This is a genomic window from Bradyrhizobium sp. AUGA SZCCT0177 (genome assembly GCF_018130125.1).
Taxonomy (GTDB): Bacteria; Pseudomonadota; Alphaproteobacteria; order Rhizobiales; family Xanthobacteraceae; genus Bradyrhizobium.
On record NZ_JAFCMA010000006.1, the window covers coordinates 65820 to 82580 of the forward strand.

At 59.9% G+C, this 16761-nt stretch carries 9 protein-coding genes; 3 read left to right on the forward strand and 6 right to left on the reverse strand.

Annotation, left to right across the window (positions count from 1 at the left end; translation table 11 throughout):
- Positions 1–60 precede the first annotated feature (60 nt).
- Positions 61–2478, forward strand: coding sequence for a hypothetical protein (locus tag JQ597_RS08955; RefSeq protein ID WP_212263835.1), 2418 nt, complete (start codon positions 61–63; stop codon positions 2476–2478).
- Positions 2479–2628: 150 nt separating this feature from the next.
- Here the strand turns inward: JQ597_RS08955 and JQ597_RS08960 are convergent, their stop codons facing one another.
- From JQ597_RS08960 to JQ597_RS08970, 3 genes are all read right to left on the reverse strand, one after another.
- A complete protein-coding gene (locus tag JQ597_RS08960) occupies positions 2629–4056 on the reverse strand; it encodes an HlyD family type I secretion periplasmic adaptor subunit (protein ID WP_212263836.1) in 1428 nt (475 codons plus the stop codon).
- On the reverse strand, positions 4043–6796 hold the full coding sequence (locus tag JQ597_RS08965) for a type I secretion system permease/ATPase (RefSeq protein WP_212263837.1): 2754 nt from the start codon (positions 6794–6796) through the stop codon (positions 4043–4045). The genes JQ597_RS08960 and JQ597_RS08965 overlap by 14 nt, the downstream gene beginning before the upstream one ends.
- Positions 6797–6909: 113 nt before the next feature.
- Positions 6910–8760, reverse strand: a complete 1851-nt coding sequence (locus JQ597_RS08970; protein ID WP_212263838.1) for a hypothetical protein — start codon at positions 8758–8760, stop codon at positions 6910–6912.
- A gap of 681 nt (positions 8761–9441) precedes the next feature.
- Here JQ597_RS08970 and JQ597_RS08975 point away from each other — a divergent pair.
- Both JQ597_RS08975 and JQ597_RS08980 read left to right on the forward strand, forming a co-directional pair.
- On the forward strand, positions 9442–10092 hold the full coding sequence (locus JQ597_RS08975) for a class I SAM-dependent methyltransferase (protein WP_212263839.1): 651 nt from the start codon (positions 9442–9444) through the stop codon (positions 10090–10092).
- A gap of 528 nt (positions 10093–10620) precedes the next feature.
- On the forward strand, positions 10621–11358 hold the full coding sequence (locus JQ597_RS08980) for a class I SAM-dependent methyltransferase (protein ID WP_212263840.1): 738 nt from the start codon (positions 10621–10623) through the stop codon (positions 11356–11358).
- 256 nt (positions 11359–11614) lie between these two features.
- Here JQ597_RS08980 and JQ597_RS08985 read toward each other — a convergent pair whose 3' ends face one another.
- From JQ597_RS08985 to JQ597_RS08995, 3 genes are all read right to left on the reverse strand, one after another.
- A complete protein-coding gene (locus tag JQ597_RS08985) occupies positions 11615–13807 on the reverse strand; it encodes an O-antigen ligase family protein (protein WP_249147635.1) in 2193 nt (730 codons plus the stop codon).
- A 210-nt stretch (positions 13808–14017) separates the two neighbouring features.
- Positions 14018–15199, reverse strand: a complete 1182-nt coding sequence (locus JQ597_RS08990) for a glycosyltransferase family 4 protein (RefSeq protein WP_349628804.1) — start codon at positions 15197–15199, stop codon at positions 14018–14020.
- The gene (locus JQ597_RS08995) at positions 15199–16473 is read right to left on the reverse strand and encodes a glycosyltransferase family 4 protein (protein WP_212263841.1); all 1275 of its coding nucleotides are present in this window, start codon (positions 16471–16473) and stop codon (positions 15199–15201) included. The genes JQ597_RS08990 and JQ597_RS08995 overlap by 1 nt, the downstream gene beginning before the upstream one ends.
- Positions 16474–16761 lie beyond the last annotated feature (288 nt).

The window sequence follows — 16761 nt, forward strand, 5'->3', positions numbered from 1 at the left end:
GCGGGGCGTATAATAGCGCGACCTGAACGGGTCGCATCGCCAAGCGACGGGTGATTGCAGATGGGCCGCACGGTTATTCCCAGTAACGGATTAAATACCGTCTCCGATATCGAAAGCGCGTCGCGCAACGATTCGGACACGCCGCCGTTTGGGCAGAAGACATTGCAAAGGACAATGAGGCAACTGCCTGTGCCCGGACGATCCGTGCCCCTGTGGATGGCCGCCGCCATGCTCGCAATGACATGGGCGTCGGAAACGCAGGCGTCCCCCGATCGAGTGCGACCCTTGGCCGATGCGCAGCACGCGACGGCTGCCCGCAATCTCGATTCCGTTGGAACGGAGGGTGATGGCAATTTGGTAACCCTGCTGCCGAGCCGGGGCGGCTACGGCAAATCGGTGCAGGTTGTCCAAGCGACGATCGGCGACACAAGGCAGTCTCCGGAACAGGAACTTCACTGGGCGGAGACCCTGTCGCGCGAACTCAGCAATGCAAGGCGCGATATCGAGTTGCTGCAACGTCTCGAGCAAGAGCGCGATCGGGCCGAGAGGCTGGAGCAGGGTCTTGCCGCAGCGCGAAGGGACGTCGAAACCCAGAGCGCGCTAGCGGCTAAAGCGGTCGAAGAAACCGCGCGCATGAGGCAGGCTGCGCCGAGCGGTGCGGCGGAGTTGCAGAACTCCCTGCAACAGGCGCGTGAGCTGGCAGACCGGCTGGAGCAGGACCTCGCGGCGGCGCGACGCGATGTCGGGACCCAGACCGCATTGGCTGCAAGGGCAGGCGAGGAAGCTTCCCGGTCGAAACAGGCGGGGGAGAGCATCGCTGCGGAACTGCAGAAGTCCCTGCACCAGGAGCGCGAGCGGTCCGCGCGGCTGGAACAGGATCTGGCGACGGTGCGGAATGATGTCGAGACCCTGACCGCGCTGGCGAAGAAAGCGGGTGAGGAAACTGCCCTGTTGAAAGCGGCGGGAGAGAGCGGCGCAGAGCTGCAGAGATCCCTGCACCAGGAGCGCGAGCGGTCCGCCCGGCTGGAGCAGGATCTTGCGGCAGCGCGGGGTGATGTCGAGACCCAGGCCGCGCTGGCGGCAAAGGCAAGCGAGGAGGTTTTGCGGCGGAAGCAGGCGGCGGAAGCCGGGGCTGCCGAACTGAGGCAGTCGCGCGCAAGGGCCGACGCGCTGGCACAAGACCTCTCCCTGACGCGGAGCGCGATCTATGCATACGAAGCTCAGGCCCGCAAAGCTGGAGACGAAGCGGCAGAACTCAGGCAAGCAGCTGCAAACGGCGCGCCGTCGCCTGGCAAAGCCGCTCCGGACGAGCGCGAGCGGTTCGCGCGTCTGGAGCAGGATCTGGCGGTTGCCCGACGTGACGTCGAGACCCAGGCTGCGCTGGCGGTGAAAGCGGGTGAGGAAGCGTTCCGGCTGAAACAGGAAAGGGAGAGCGGCGCGGCGGAGCTGCAGAAGTCCCGGCAACAGGAGCGTGAGCGATCCGCGCGGCTGGAGCAGGAGCTTGCAGCGGCGCGGCGTGATGTCGAGACCCAGACCGCGCTGGCGACGAAAGCGGGGGAGGAAACTTCCCGGCTGAAAGCGGCGGGGGAGAGCGGCGCGGCGGAGCTGCAGAAGTCCCGGCAACAGGAGCGTGAGCGATCCGCGCGGCTGGAGCAGGAGCTTGCAGCGGCGCGGCGTGATGTCGAGACCCAGACCGCGCTGGCGACGAAGGCGGGTGAGGAAACTTCCCGGCTGAAAGCGGCGGGGGAGAGCGGCGCGGCGGAGCTGCAGAAGTCCCTCCAACAGGAGCGCGAGCGATCCGCGCGACTGGAGCAGGAGCTTGCAGCGGCGCGGCGTGATGTCGAGATCCAGACCGCGCTGGCGGCAAAGGCCGACGAGGAAGCTACACGGCGGAAGCAGGCGACGGTAGCCAGTGCCGCGGAGTTGAGGCGATCGACCCAAAAAGAGCACGAAACGGCCGATTTGCTTGAAGGCCTCTCGATGACGCGGAGCGCGATCTATGCGTACAAGGCGCAAGCCCGCAAAGCTGGAGGCGAAGCGGCGGAACTCAGAGAGGCGGCTGCAAACGGCGCGCCGTTGCCTCGCAAATCGGCACAGGACCAGCGCGAGCGGCCCGCGTGGTTGCAGCAGGATCTTGCAGAGGCGCGTGCCGAGTGGGCACCAGCGGCGCCCTCGCGTGGCGATGCTCAGCTCGATTCCGAGCAAGCCGCGGTGGCGACAGGGTTGGTTGCGCGCGCGAGCGCACTGCTCCGGCAGGGCGATATAGGCGCGGCGCGGCTTGTACTTGAGCGTGCCGTCGAGATGGGCAGCGCCCAGGCGAGCTTCGCGCTGGCAGAAACCTACGACCCATTGATCCTTGCGAAATGGAAAACTCAGGGCACGCGCGGCGATGCGAGCAAGGCGCAAGGTCTCTATGCCAGGGCCGACGCCGCGGGAATCCAGGAGGCGAAAGCGCGGCTGGAAGCGCTGCGTCGCTAGCGCATACGCCAATCGACTGGCGACATCCGCGCAATCGTCTCCACGGCCGGCATCTCCCGGCAGGTGCTTCGTTCGAAAGCGGGCAGCGCCTTACGGGCAATTGTCCGCCGCCAATTACCCGTAAGGCTCACCGATGGTGTTCCGCTTCGTCTACCGCTCTCGCATCGACTCCTGCTTGTATCGCGCCAGTGGCGACAGAAGGTAGCTGATGATCCTGCGCGTGCCGGTCTTGATTTCGACCGTCACCGCCATTCCGGGGCCGAGCTTGACGAGCTTGTCCTCCACCTGCATCTCCGGACGGTCGAGTGAGATGCGCGCGGCATATTCCAGTTCTTGACCTTTCGGCTCACTGCTGCTCTGTGCGGTACCCGATCCCCGGTCACTCGAACCGCTCTGCGGCCTGTCGCGCGTGATGGCATCTGACGACACGCTGAGCACGTCGCCATGAAGGAGCCCATAACGCGTGAAGTTGAAGGTGTCGACCTTGATCTCGGCCTTCAGTCCCGGATGAACGAAGCCAATGTCGCGATTGGAGAGCATGGCCTCGATCTCGAGCTGGCTGTCGCTCGGAACTACCACGGCCAGCGCCTGCGCTGGCGTCACCACGCCTCCCACCGTATGAACCGCAAGCTGCTGCACGATGCCGTCGACCGGTGCGGTCAAGCGCTGTAGTTTCGTGCGCCGGTCCGCCTTGACCACCTCCTGCGCGGCGTTCGCAGCCTTCTGCTCGGCCTTCGCAAGTGCGTCATAGGTCGTGCGCCGATACTCCGCTGCGGTCCTTTCCTTCGTTTCCTTCAGCAACGCGGTGGCTGCGTCGGCTTCGAGCAGTCGACTTTGCTGCAAGAGGAGGTCCTGCTGAAGGCCGACCAGCTCCTGGTACTCCGAGAGGTAGATGACCTTCGAGGCCAATGCCTTCTCGACGAGGCCTTTGCGGATGTCGACGCGTTCCTGCAGCACCGGTATCGTCGCCTGCAGCTTCGCCGCGCTCGCCGACGTGGTCGCCCGTTCCGCTTCCTTCTGACCCAGCTGGCGCTCGATCTCCGCGAGCTTGGCGTTCTGTTCGGCGCGCTGGCTGATCAGGAACTGGCGATGCATTTCGACCTCGGCGGCGCTTGCGCTCTGCGGCGGCCGGAAGGCGGCGAGCGGATCCGCCGCCAGTGCCGCGCGCAGCCGCGCGACCTCGAGTTCGGCCGCAAGGAGATCGCTCTTTTGGCGTTCCTGGTCGGCTTCCGTCATCGTCGGGTCGAGCTCGATCAGGACGTCGCCGGCCTTGACACGCTGCCCGTCGCGAACCTGGATGGCGCGGACGACGCCCGTTTCGAACGGCTGGATCAGCTTTGTGCGCCCACCCGGCACGATCTTGCCCGTCGCGCTGGCGACGATATCGACGCTGCCGAGCGACGCCCAAGCCAGCGTGAGGCAGAAGAGAGCGATGATACTCGCCCCGATCGCACGACCGATCGGCGACGGGGGCGATTCGGTGATTTCGAGAGCTGCCGGCAGGAACGCGATTTCGCTCTCGCGCCGACGAACTTCGGCTCTCGGAAATGCAACGACGTTTCGGTTAGCGGACGTCATGGATACCAGCCTGCAAATAGTGAAGGTTTGCGTAACGACCGTTCGTGCGGATCAGCTCATCATGGCTGCCGTCCTCAACGATCCGACCATGCTCGATCGTAATGATCCGGTTCGCATTGCGCACGGTAGAGAGCCGGTGCGCGATGACGAAGACGGTCCGTCCGGCAGAAATTTGTTTCATGTTCTGCTGGATAGCGCGCTCGCTTTCGTAGTCCAGGGCGCTTGTCGCCTCGTCGAAGATGAGGATGCGCGGATCGGTGATAAGTGCGCGCGCGATCGCGATACGCTGGCGTTGCCCGCCTGACAGGCTGCTGCCGCGTTCGCCCACGACGGTGTCGTAACCTTCGGGTAGCTCAAGGATGAAGTCGTGAGCGCCGGCGAGCGATGCCGCCTCGATGACTCGCTCCATCGGCATGGCCGGATCGGCGAGTGCGATGTTCTCGCGAACCGAGCGGTTGAAGAGCACGTTCTCCTGCAGCACGACGCCTATTTGTCGTCGCAGCCAGCTCAGATCGACCATCGCGAGATCGACGCCGTCGACCAGCACGCGTCCGCTCTCCGGCACATAGAGGCGCTGGATCAGCTTGGTGATGGTGCTCTTGCCCGACCCTGAGGAGCCCACGATGCCGACGACCTGGCCGGGCTCGACGCTGAAGGAAACGTTGTGCAGCACCTCGGGGCCGTCGATGCGGTAGCGGAAGGTCGCGTGCTCGAACGTGACCTTGCCGCGGATCGCCGGCAGCGCGGCGCGGCCAGGATTGAAGCTCGGCTCGGGTTGGGTGTTGAGGATGTCGCCGAGACGATCGATCGACAGCCGGGCCTGATGGAAATCCTGCCAGATCTGTGCGAGCCGCAGCACCGGCGTGCTGACGCGCGCGGCCAGCATGTTGAACGCGACGAGCTCCCCGACTGTCAGTTCCCCGCCGATCACGAGCCTGGCGCCGAAGTAGAGGATTGCGGCGATGACCAGCTTGTTGATCATCTGCACTGCCTGGCTCGCCGTGTTGTTCAGGCTGAGCACGCGGAAGCTTGCAGCCACATAGCCGGCAAGTTGCTCCTCCCAGCGGCGTTGCATCTGCGGCTCGACGGCCATGGCTTTCAGGGTTTCGACGCCGGTGACGCTCTCGACCAGGAAGGCCTGATTCTCGGATCCGCGATTGAACTTCTCATCGAGGCGCCGGCGAAACAGCGGGGCAACTCCTGCGGAGATCCCGATGTAGAACGGGAAGGACGCGAGGACGATCAGCGTCAACGTCGTCGAGTAATAGAACATTACCGCAAGGAAAACGACCGTGAACAGGAGATCGATGACCAGCGTAAGGGCCGAGCTCGTCAGGAACTGGCGGATATTCTCGAGCTCGCGGACGCGTGCCACCGAATCGCCGACACGGCGGACCTGGAAATAGGCGATCGGCAGCGCCATCAGGTGACGAAACAGCCGGGCGCCGAGTTCGACGTCGATACGGTTTGTCGTGTGCGCGAACAGATAGACGCGCAGCGTTTCGAGAATGGCCTCGAAAACGGTGAGGGCGACCAGGCCGATGATCAGAACGTCCAGCGTGCTCATGCTTCGATGCACGAGCACCTTGTCGATGACCACCTGGAAGAACAGCGGTGAAACGACGGCAAAGACCTGAATGAAGAAGGAGGCGACCAGCACCTCGCTGAGCAGGCTGCGATACTTGTGGACTGCACCGACAAACCAGCCGATATCGAAACGCCGGGAGAGATCTGTCAGGGTCGCGCGCCGGGCCATCAGGATGATGTCGCCGTCCCAGATGGCCTCCAGTTCGGCCTGCGACATTGTTTCGGGTCGGGGGGACAACGGGCGCTGAACGAGGAGATTGTCGTCGACCACTTTGCCGAGGACCAGAAATCCGCCGTCGCGCAGCACGGCGATCCCCGGCAGCGGGGTAACCGCAAGCCGCTTCCAGCTCGTTTTCTGTACCCGTGCCTTGAGCCCAAATTCCTTGGCACAGCGCAGGATTTCGGTGACACCTACGCGCGCCGCGCCTATCCGATGGCGGATTTGACCCGGGTCGGCCGCGATACCATGGCTACGCAGCAATATCGTCAGCGCAACGAGCGCGGAGTCATCGGCATTGTCGGATTCGGGACTCGCCGCCGCGACTTCGGTGTTCACCGGCGGGGAAGCGATATCGCCTCGAGCGGCGAAACGTCCACGCATCAAGGTATCGCGGGCTTTCATCAAGGTATCGCGCGTGCGCATCAAGGTATCGCGCGTAGGCATCAAAGGCCCGACGGCACGCACCAGGGCGTCGCCGGCATGGCGCGCCAGCTCAACTCCGCGGGTGCTGACGCCGGCGAGTGCATGAAGCACCCGATTAGCGACGTTCTGAGGTCCGGGCAGGATCAAGCGGCCGTCCCAGATTTCCTCGAATTCCGCGCGCGTCATCACCCTGGGATTTGACCAGGTCGGATGCAGCACAAGCGCACCCCTGTCATCGATCTTTCCGAGAAGCAGAAATCCGCCGTCATGCAGCGCTGCGATTCCTGGCAGCTGGATGCCCGCAAGTCGCTTCCAATGCGTCGTCCGCGCACCGAGATTGACGCCAAATTCGCGCGCACAGCGCAGCATTGCGCGGATGCCGATTGCGTCGCTTCCGCATCGATCGCGGAGCTGCTCTGGCGTAGCGTTGACGCCATGAATCCGCAGGAACAGAGCCAGGGCTCGGAGCCCTAGATCTGCGGCGTGGGCATTTCCATTCTGGATCGCCATGTTTTCTACTCAACCCTTCGCGGCTACCGACCGCTTCCGATGTTCCTTCTCATGCATTCCCAAATTTCGATGTTGCCGCACCCGGGCGGCGAGCGCCCGGGTGCGGAAGCGGATCATGAAGCTGGTGGTCTGGTGAGGAACGATTCCTGACCCCAGGTCGTGCCATTCGATATGGCCGACACAATCTGACCGGAATCGACCCGGCCTGGGCTGGCGGCCATATACTGGTTCAGCAGCGCAAAGCTCTGGTTTGCCTGGGACGCCACGGCAGTGCTGGTCGCAGGCGCCGTGGCCGTGGTGGTCGCAGGTGGGCCAGCCGTCACGGTGATCGACTGTGGTGCGGAGGCCGTCAGCGTGCTGGTGACCGGGCTCGTGGTAGCAGTCGCAGGCGCCATTACCGTGGGGGTTTGCGGCGTCGTGGTGGTCGGCGTGGTCGGAGTCGTGGTGGTCGCAGACGGAGCATCCGACAGGGTCATCCACTTCGTCGAGGATGTCGTAACGGCGCCGGTGACCGGGTCCTTGGCGGTTGCGGTCAGCGTGATTGTGTCGACCGGATCGCGCGAGCCTCGGTAGTAGTTGTGCAGCGTCAGTCCGCTGTCAACCTGCTCCTTCGTCAAGGTGATGTTTCTTCCACTGAACGTGTGACCGAGGCCGTCGGTGATCGTCTCGTACGACGCCAATCCCCTGATGTTCACGGTCACCTTGTCGTTGGGATCGGTCGTTGACACCTTCACCCCCAGGCCGACCGTGCCGCCCCTGCCGGCCACCGTGAGCGTGGGATCCGCGACGGTGAGCACCGGCGCGACCGAGGATGGAGACGTCGGTGATGTCGGGTTCGTCGGTGAAGTCGGCGATGTCGGTGAAATCGGATCGACATCGACCTGGAGACCGGTGAATGTCTTCACCGCGCCCAAAAGGTTCGCCGCCAAGCCACCAGCATCCTTGATGCTCGAGCCGGTCGGAATATTGACGCCGGTGATGGCAAGCGCCGAGGTATCGGTGTGGGTCGTCGCGACGGTCGTCTTGAAGGTGAGCGTATTCGTGCCCGACCCGCCGAAATAGGCGGCCTTGGCGCCATCATTGAGCGACAGCGTAGGCGTACCAGTGACGTTCACGGTCTCGCTGAAACGGAGCGTCAATGTGATGGTATCGCCGACATGCTCGATTCCCGTCCCCGGTAAAGCGGACGCCTGCAGCACTGTCGGAGCGATGTTTGGCGGGGTGACTGGCGACGTGGGCTGAGTCGGCAGCGTCGGAATCGGCGCCGAGGTGACCAGAGGGGGCGGTGGATCAGTCTGCAAACGCGTCGGACTGAGCGAAGTGAAATAAAGAGGCTTCCACTCAGTTGTCAGTTCGACCCAATTGTTCATCCCGACTCCGGGATTGTTTACGAACACTCCATTCTGGTAGACGTACGGAGCTGTGGTATCTCTCCACCAGTCAGCGCCGATGTTGGCCACGAGATTCGCGTTCGGATTGTCGGTCTTCATGAGCGCTTGAACGTAAACACCATCGACCGTTCCGGGCGTATAAGTTCCGCGTTGTCCGCCCGGCCAAAAATGGTCGTTGTATCCAGCTGCCGGTGCATTCACGCTTACGCTGCCGTCCGGTAATCTTGTCTGGGTCCAGGGAATGTTTGAACCTCCGGAAAAGTCAACGAGATACTGGGCTCCTCCGATGGAGTCCGTCGCCTGATCCTGCACCTTGACCCAGCCACCGGTTGTGAGATGCACCCATGTCTCGAAATCCGCGATCTGAACGTGGGCGCTCGCATTGGCAGCGGTGGACGCCCCGGCCTCGGGATAAATTTGTCCCCATCCCGTGATAGCCGAGAAACCGGCGGGAGCGGAGCTCTCTCCTCCAACCTTGCCACTATACCAATTATAGGATGTGGGGACGCCCTCCGGGTATGCTTCGCTATTGCCGCGCGTATTTTGATAGATGGTATCGGTCAACGCAGTCACTATGATTCTCCATTGCTGGCGAAAGTTGAAGTCAGGAATTCCACTGCCGCGCATGGTGGGCGCGCGACATACCGCCTGCTCGCAGCTTGGCGCCACGAACAGATTTCAAAGCATTTCAGCCTCGAACCGCGAGGATATTTCAAAGCAGTGGGATTTTTGCCCCCCCGACTGCTGACTGCTGGTTGGTTAATAAGCAAAAATGGCGAAAAAACTTTCAAAATATGATTTATACCCACGTATGTCGGCCCAATACGTGGGCATATCGGGCTGGTTCAAGGCATGCGCGCGATTTTTCCGGCAGATTGCTAGCATTGCGGGGATCGAAAGCGACGGAGCCGGCCGAGAGGAACGGACGTAAGTATCAATTTGACGCGTGGTGTGAAGGCGCTTCGTTCACGCTGAGGTCGGTGCCGCGAAAATCCGACTGCGCGACCTGTCGCCAAAACTCCAGCTCATAACCATCCGCCAAGCGCTCTTCGGAAATGCCGTCTGTACGAAGCGCGGAATTGTTGGTGACGTTGATCGCGACAGGTGGCGATCTCGCGGGAGCTCTCGACGCGGGCGCCCCCCGTGGCGCCCGCATTCCTGGGTAGCTCGTAAGGGTTATTGCGATACCCCTGGGATCCAGGACACAATTTTCCGATTGAGATGTCGTGGGCGAAAGCGAACCGAGAGCCGTCTATGTTTTCAGTGATAGAAAAGATTGCCAACTCTATCTCGGCGAGGAGTCGCAAGAAGAAATTTGATCAGTTTCTTCGGTTCGTCGCCCCTCAGCCTCATGAAACGTTGGTAGACGTCGGGGTGAATACCCAAGAATACTCGCCCGTCGACAATTACTTGGAGAAATTTTACTCCTATCCCGAAAACATTACTGCGGTAGGAATGGGTGATTTCTCGCGTTTTCGTGAGCGCTATCCAAAAACAAAAAGTCTCGAAGGTGATGGCCGTGCTCTTCCCTTCGACGACAACTCATTTGATATAGCCTACTCCAACGCCGTCATTGAACATGTCGGCTCCACCCGAGCCGATCAGCTACGGTTTCTCACCGAACTGGTACGGGTCAGTAAGCGTGGCTACCTGACCACACCCAATCGGCACTTTCCCATCGAAATTCATACGCGTACTCCCCTTCTTCATCTTCTCCTTCACAAAAAAACGTTTGATACCTTCCTGGTATGCATAGGAAAAGAATGGGCCACCGGTGACTACATGCATCTTCTTTCTGAGAAGGATATCCGTTCGCTTTTTGCCGATGCACACATTTCGAACTACACTCTACTTAAGAACAGGTTTTATCTGCCCATGACCTTTAGCGTTATTTGGCAAAAATAGACCTCTATCCTCCGTCGCCAAATCTCCTCAAAACCATCCGCTAACTGCCTTCGCGAACATGAAGTTGATCGCGCCGGAGGCTCAAATGAACCTGGGAAGCATCGCGGCTGCATCGCACGAGGTCTATCGTGGCTGCTCGCTCCCTTGGCAGCTGTTCTCTTTCACCATTGTTTTCGCGGCGAGATTGCGGGGGCCCTCGATGGGACACCCCCGCGGCGCCCGCATTCCAGGGGTAGCTCATAAGGATTATTGCGATACCCTTGGGATCCAGGACACAATTTGCCGTTGGAGATGTCGTGGGCGCAAGCGATTTGAGAGAGCAGTTGGCCTCGTCCCTCCCGCCCCCTGTGCTGCGGAGCCGTCCACGCGAGCTGCTCGCCACAGTCTCAGACCAGGCAAGAGAGTGTTGACGAACCTGAAGCCCGACCAAATGGCGATCCACCGGTGCCGCAAAGCACACAGCCACCTACTTGCAACTTTGGATATCGATCTGTCGTCCAAGTCGCAGTTCAATCAAAGGAGGGAACAATGGCCAATGTCAGAAGGGCAGAGCTTATGCTAAGCGATCTCTATACCGGAGAAGGTTATGCCGAGGCCCATCCGGGTTGGCACGACGAAGATGCCGGTGGCAAGGCCGCGAAGATCGCCAAGATCGTGCGCGACAACAACGTCACTTGCCAGAAAATCGTCGACGTAGGCTGCGGGACGGGAGGCGTTCTGAACGCCCTTCTTCAGCAGGATATCTTCCGTGACTCAACCGCCGTTGGCTACGATATCGCTCCCTATGCCATAAACGTCGCCAAACAGCGAGCAAGAGACAACCTAAGCTTCCACCGTGGCGACTTCCTGCAAACCAACGAAAGCTGCGATTGTCTCCTGTGCATCGATGTCTTCGAACACATCGACGACTATATGGGCTTTCTGCGAAAGCTCAGAGGACGTTCCAAGTACTATGTGTTTCATATTCCCCTCGACATTAGTATCCTCGGCCTTCTGCGCGATCAGCCCCTTCAGCGACGCAAGGAGGTTGGTCACCTGCATTACTTTGATCAGGCAACAGCTCTGGCGACGCTGCGCGACACCGGCTTTGAGATCATTGACAGGCAGTACACTCGGACAGAAGATTTCCTCCATATCCATCCCGAATGGCGAACCACGAAAACCCTCCTCGCTAACGCCGGGCGGCGCATTGTCCGGACTGTTGCGGGAGAGGACCTGTCTGTGCGCTTGCTCGGCGGGGCCTCGCTGATGGTCCTCACTAGCTAGTCAGGGAACGGGGATCAGCGGCGCAAGCCGGCCCGAACCACGGACGTTCACCAGAATGCCCAGCACGAACGAGTGAAGGAGTTCGGCTGGGATCCTGTGCAGGCCTTTCCTGGGCCGCGGCCAGGCGAGGTCCGATCAGGAGATCGATGGTCGCTCCCTGAATCGCTGTACTCCGATCTTCCCGCCGCCCATGCGATCGCTATGGCGAGCGCGGCAAGTGCCGAGCGGACCTGTCGAGTACCGGGGCACTGATCAGCTACCTCAAGGGCGGAGGCGGTTCGGCTTGCAGTTGCGATTTGGTCATGGTCGTGAAGAAGAAGTATTGGTACGTCGTCGTCAGCTTGACCCAGGTCCCCATGCCGATGCCAGGATTATTTACAAACACTCCATTTCGGTAGAGGTACGGAGCTGAGGTGTTTCTCCACCAGTCACCTCCAAAGTTCGCGATCAGATTTGCACTTGCGTTATCGGTGCGCAGCTGTGCCATCGAGAACACCCCGTTGACTGTTCCGGGAGCATACGATCCTCTCGGCTCGATCCAGAAATGATTATTATAGCCGAATGCTGGCGAGTTCATTCTTACGCTTCCGTCAGACTGAACGAGGAGACCCATTTCCGAAGAGGGGTTGTTGGAGTAGTCTGCCACGTAATGCTGGCCACCGATCGAATTCGTGGCTTGATCTTGTACGAGTTGCCAACCGCCACTCGTCAAGTGCACATAGACGCGATAGTCCTTCAAATAGACGTTGGCAGCAACGATCGGAGCGCCGACTTGCGGATATATCTGTCCCCAACCCGTCAGTGAAGCGAAGTCGGAAGGAGAAACAGTGTTCCCGGTGGCAGCGGGACCACCTGCATACCACGAGAAATAGGTCTTCACTCCGTATGGATATATTCTGGTGTCATACCCGGAATTTTGCGAAACGACACAATCGATAGACAAAGACGTGCAGATGGGTTGGAGCGCCGGAGGCTTGTGTAGTTGCACCTGCACTGGCTTGTGATGACACAGGCGCCGCGTCGTGTGCGATGCAGAGTCGCCCTCCAACGAGTAGTTGACGCTGTCGCTGCATCGCTCGTACTGGGCTGGAGGCGCTATCGTCGCGGCGCTCGCCAATGAGACGAAGGCGGCGAGTAACATGAGAGCCGTGAGCGGAATGGCAAGAAGCGTTTTCATGGGAAGAGGCAGGTGATACCAGCCGCGGTCAGGTTGCGGTTCGGATACCTCTCGGCTCCCCGATGCTTCAATCTGCGAACTGGCGGTCATCGAGACGTGCGAGTAACGCGACCCTAGGTCAAGTTTGGTGACGGTTCTAGGTTGAGCCAGCACTACAAACATGCTGACGAACAAGTGCGAAAATGCCACCGTTTCCCTGTCGAAGCTCACATCGAACGACGCAACCAGCGTCACGCCGGCAAACATCGCAAGCCATAAATGCAGGAGTCCAACTTCTGCTGACCATTTTCCATATGAGGAAACGAGCCGCCGCCGGTCCGACATTGCGGCCAGCGGAAGACTGAACCAAAACACGGCATAGGTGATCAGGCCGACCACGCCCGACTCGAAGAATATTTCCACGAACTGACTATGCGCCAAAAGGGAAAACGGGCTGTTTAAAATCACTTGACCTGCACCATACCCGAACAACGGTCGTTCCAATGCAAGCGTAGATAGATAGTACCAGTGGTGAATGCGCCAATGGAATGAGGTCGGCGCCGTGCTCGGATCCCACACCGCATATTCGCCTCTCAAAACATAATCTGGAACTGATCTCAGGTCCGAAAACAGTTCTCCAAATGGAGACATCCATAAGAGCACAGCGAATGCTGCAGCGAACGCCGGGAGGAGGGCAGGTCTCTGAACAAAAAGGAATATGGCGGCGATCACCCCCAGTAGCGCGACCCCGGTTCTTGAAGCAGAAAGGACCAAGGCGATAAGAAACAGCGCGTAAACCACAATGTGGAAGTGGTTAAAAGCAAGGCGAATCTTTCGGCGCGATAACTCGCAAACGCAAAACGTCAGCACCATCTCCATGCTGTAAGTTACAGGGTGCGAAGAAAGACCCGCCACCCGTTCAAACTTGTCATATTCTATGACGAGCACTGTATTGCCGGTTAGGTACTGACTCAGTCCAACAGCTGAAATTAAAAACAGCAGCAATAGATAAACACGATGAACGTTCAGACAAAAAGTTGGATAGCGATAAACCGAAGCAAACAATATCGTAAACATCATCAGATATGCATACCTGAAGATCTCATACCAGGCAGCATAGGTATCCATGGTGTAATGTGCTCCAACGGCGTTGACTGCAAATGACAGTCCGGAGGCGGCAACAAAGACGGACAAGCATATCAGCAGCGTGAGAATTCTCCTGTGTATCCTGACATGTCGTATGTGCCATGCGGCTACAAGACCAATCGCAATAGCGGAGAGTGAAAGAGCCATTGAAAGGTTCGTGCCGTACAGACGATCGACCCCATTGGAGAGTGATCTCAAGAAGGTGAAGACGAGAAGATATGTTAGGAGTGCATTCATCTTGAGTGCGATCGGAGTCGCAATACAGCCCAACTGTTGGGATGGCATGGCGCTGGTGCGGGCGACCACAAAAACAGGATGGGCGTGACGGCGTTGCCGCCACGTCGCGCGCGCAACCCGCTAGGCCGTGCGGGGCGGTACCGTCCGAGACCGCACATGCGGGCCCCCTCTGCGTGGCTCGATCGCTCTGCGATAGCACCCGAAGGTTCGTTCGGCGACGGAACTCCAGTCTTCCCGTTCGGCCAGCCAGCTGCGCGTTTGCTCGCGGCGTTCGGACGGCCACGGGTTGTGTGCAAACGACGCCAGACGTTCGGCGAGCGCTGATACGTCTCCCAAATGAAAGTAGTGCGCGTCATCCAATCTGATCTCCAAATGAGCAGGAATATCGCTCGCGACAACGGGCAGGCCGAAGCTCAAGGCTTCCATCAATGCGATCGGCAGACCTTCGTGCGAAGATGGCAAGACAAAAAGACCTGCATGGGCGTATAGCTCCTGCAGGGCGAGGCCGCACTGGAAGCCGGTCATCACCACCCCATTGGTCGCCTCAGCGCGTGCCGCCACCATTGCCGTATAGGCGTCGGCATGCTCGGCAGTCCCGACCAGCACGAGCTTCCATCCGTCGAGCGCGGCATCGGCAAAGGCCTGAATCAGGTCCATGTGCCGTTTCTCCGGCACCAGCCGGCCCACCATCAACACGTACCGTCCCGGCGCGAGCCCGAATTTCTGCAGTGCCGAAGTGCTGCTCGGCGCTTCCGGCAAGGCGATGCCGTTTGGAATAAGGACCGAACTCAAGCCGTACTTCTCCCGTACCAGCTTCCGAATAGTCCGGGAGATCACGATGCGGCCATTGGAAAACCGCATGCCCCAGGCCTCGCCGGCTTGCAGAGCCAGTCTGGCCAATGCACCCCACTTCTCACGTTCGTAATCCGGGCCGTGGTGCGTCACCACAACGTGCAGTCCCAGCAACCGCGCGAGCGGTACCATCAAAGCCGGCCCGATGGCCTGAATGTGCAATACGTCCGGCCGCTGCCATGCTGCCACCAGCACTCCGAGAAACGAATGAACGAGCGTCTCGAGACCCGAAATCCTCGGACACCACACCCGCATGTAGCGTACCCCGTGCCACTCATCACCTCGGTCTGGCGGCATGTACGAGGAACGAACGATCACTTCGACATCGCAACCCAATTCCTTGAGGCGGGGGCACAATTGTTCTGCGTGAGTTTCCACTCCTCCCTGCACATTGGGGAATCCACGTAAGCCAAGCATCATCACCCGCAGCACCGGATGTTCCGCACTCACTACGCCCTCCTACTAGTCGTTAGTAGCTCGTGAACTCCTTGAGCGGGTATCGAGCGGTCGACAAAGCTTCTCCCGTGCACCAGTGACTGGTAGACGGCCATCAGCTCGGCGTTATGCTTCTCGAGAGAAAAGTCCCGTTCCGCACGGATCCTTCCGGCAGCTCCCATGTGCGCGCGACGATCGGCGTCACCCATAAGGCACTCGAGGTGGATGCAAAGCTCGTCTGCGTCTCCGGGTTCAAACAGAAATCCCGTCACGCGATCGTCCACGAGCTCCGGAATGCCGCCAATGCGGGTCGCAATGACCGCCTTGCCATGCGCCATCGCCTCCAGCACGGACATTGGGCAGTTCTCGCACCACTCCGAAGGCACAACCACCACAGATGCGTCAGCGATTGTCGTGGTCAACGCCTCCCCGGAAAGCTGGCCGACAAACTGTACATTCCGGGAAAACTGAGACTTCAAATCATCGGTTAGCGGCCCCGTGCCAGCAATGACGAGTGGCCATCGACATCCCGCAGCCTCATGGGCGCGCAGCAGGGTTTCCGCGCCCTTGCCCGCTGCAAGCCGGCCGCAGTAAAGCACGAAGCCTTTGTCCCGGCCGCTCGGCGAAATGTTCGTGACATCCACGCCGTTGTAGAGCAGCGCCACCCGGTCCGCTGAGAACCGACCTAACACCGAATCCCGCATGAACCGGCTCGGAGCGATAAAGCGATCCACCTTCTCGTAGCTTCCCAGCCAGCGTTGCGTCACCGCTTCCAGGTAAAGCGCGGCGCTCTGCGCTATCGAGCCGTCGGAACAGCGATGAGTCAGCACATGGTGGAAATCGCCGCCAAGACATGACGAACACAATTGGCCGTCCCGCGCGCGGCTGTGCACCGGACAGACCGGCTTCGTATCGTGCAGCGTCAGTACAACCGGAATTCCCCGCGACTTGGCGACGCCGATGATCGACGGTGTCAGCTGATGATAGATGTTGTGACAGTGCATCAGGTCTGGTCGCGTTTCATCGATCAGCGATGCGAGTTTGCTGACGGCCTCGCGGGAGTGGATCAACGAAAGCGCGCCCTTTATCTTGGCAAGGTAACCACCGCTCCGATATTCCTGTCTGGACACAAAATGCGTGGTGTACGGCGATTGGATATTTCGCTCGTGCTGCATCGCGAAGTCGATAACATCCGTCCCGGTCTTCGTCAGGAACTCTCGTTCCTGAAACAACACGGTCTCCGCGCCACCGTTGTTGAAGAGATACTTGTTAGCGATCAGTACTTTCATAGGGGCCATTTCATCGACACTCACATCACAAAACTCGGCATCGCTCGCGGCCCGGTGCGTTTGGTGTCAGACTGCGAGATGCTAGCTGAAAGCCGCCTGATGGAGACGTCGAATTCTGGGGTACCTACAAGTGATTAGCGGTCCACGGTTGCGTGGGCGAAGCAGTTCGTCGATAAATGTAGGAGTTCCTCTTCTTTCGTTTTCTGCCTTCGCATGCATATGCGTTTATCGCGCTCACGACGGGCATTTTGAAGATGGGCATTGGCAGGCCGCGTGTGGACACAAACG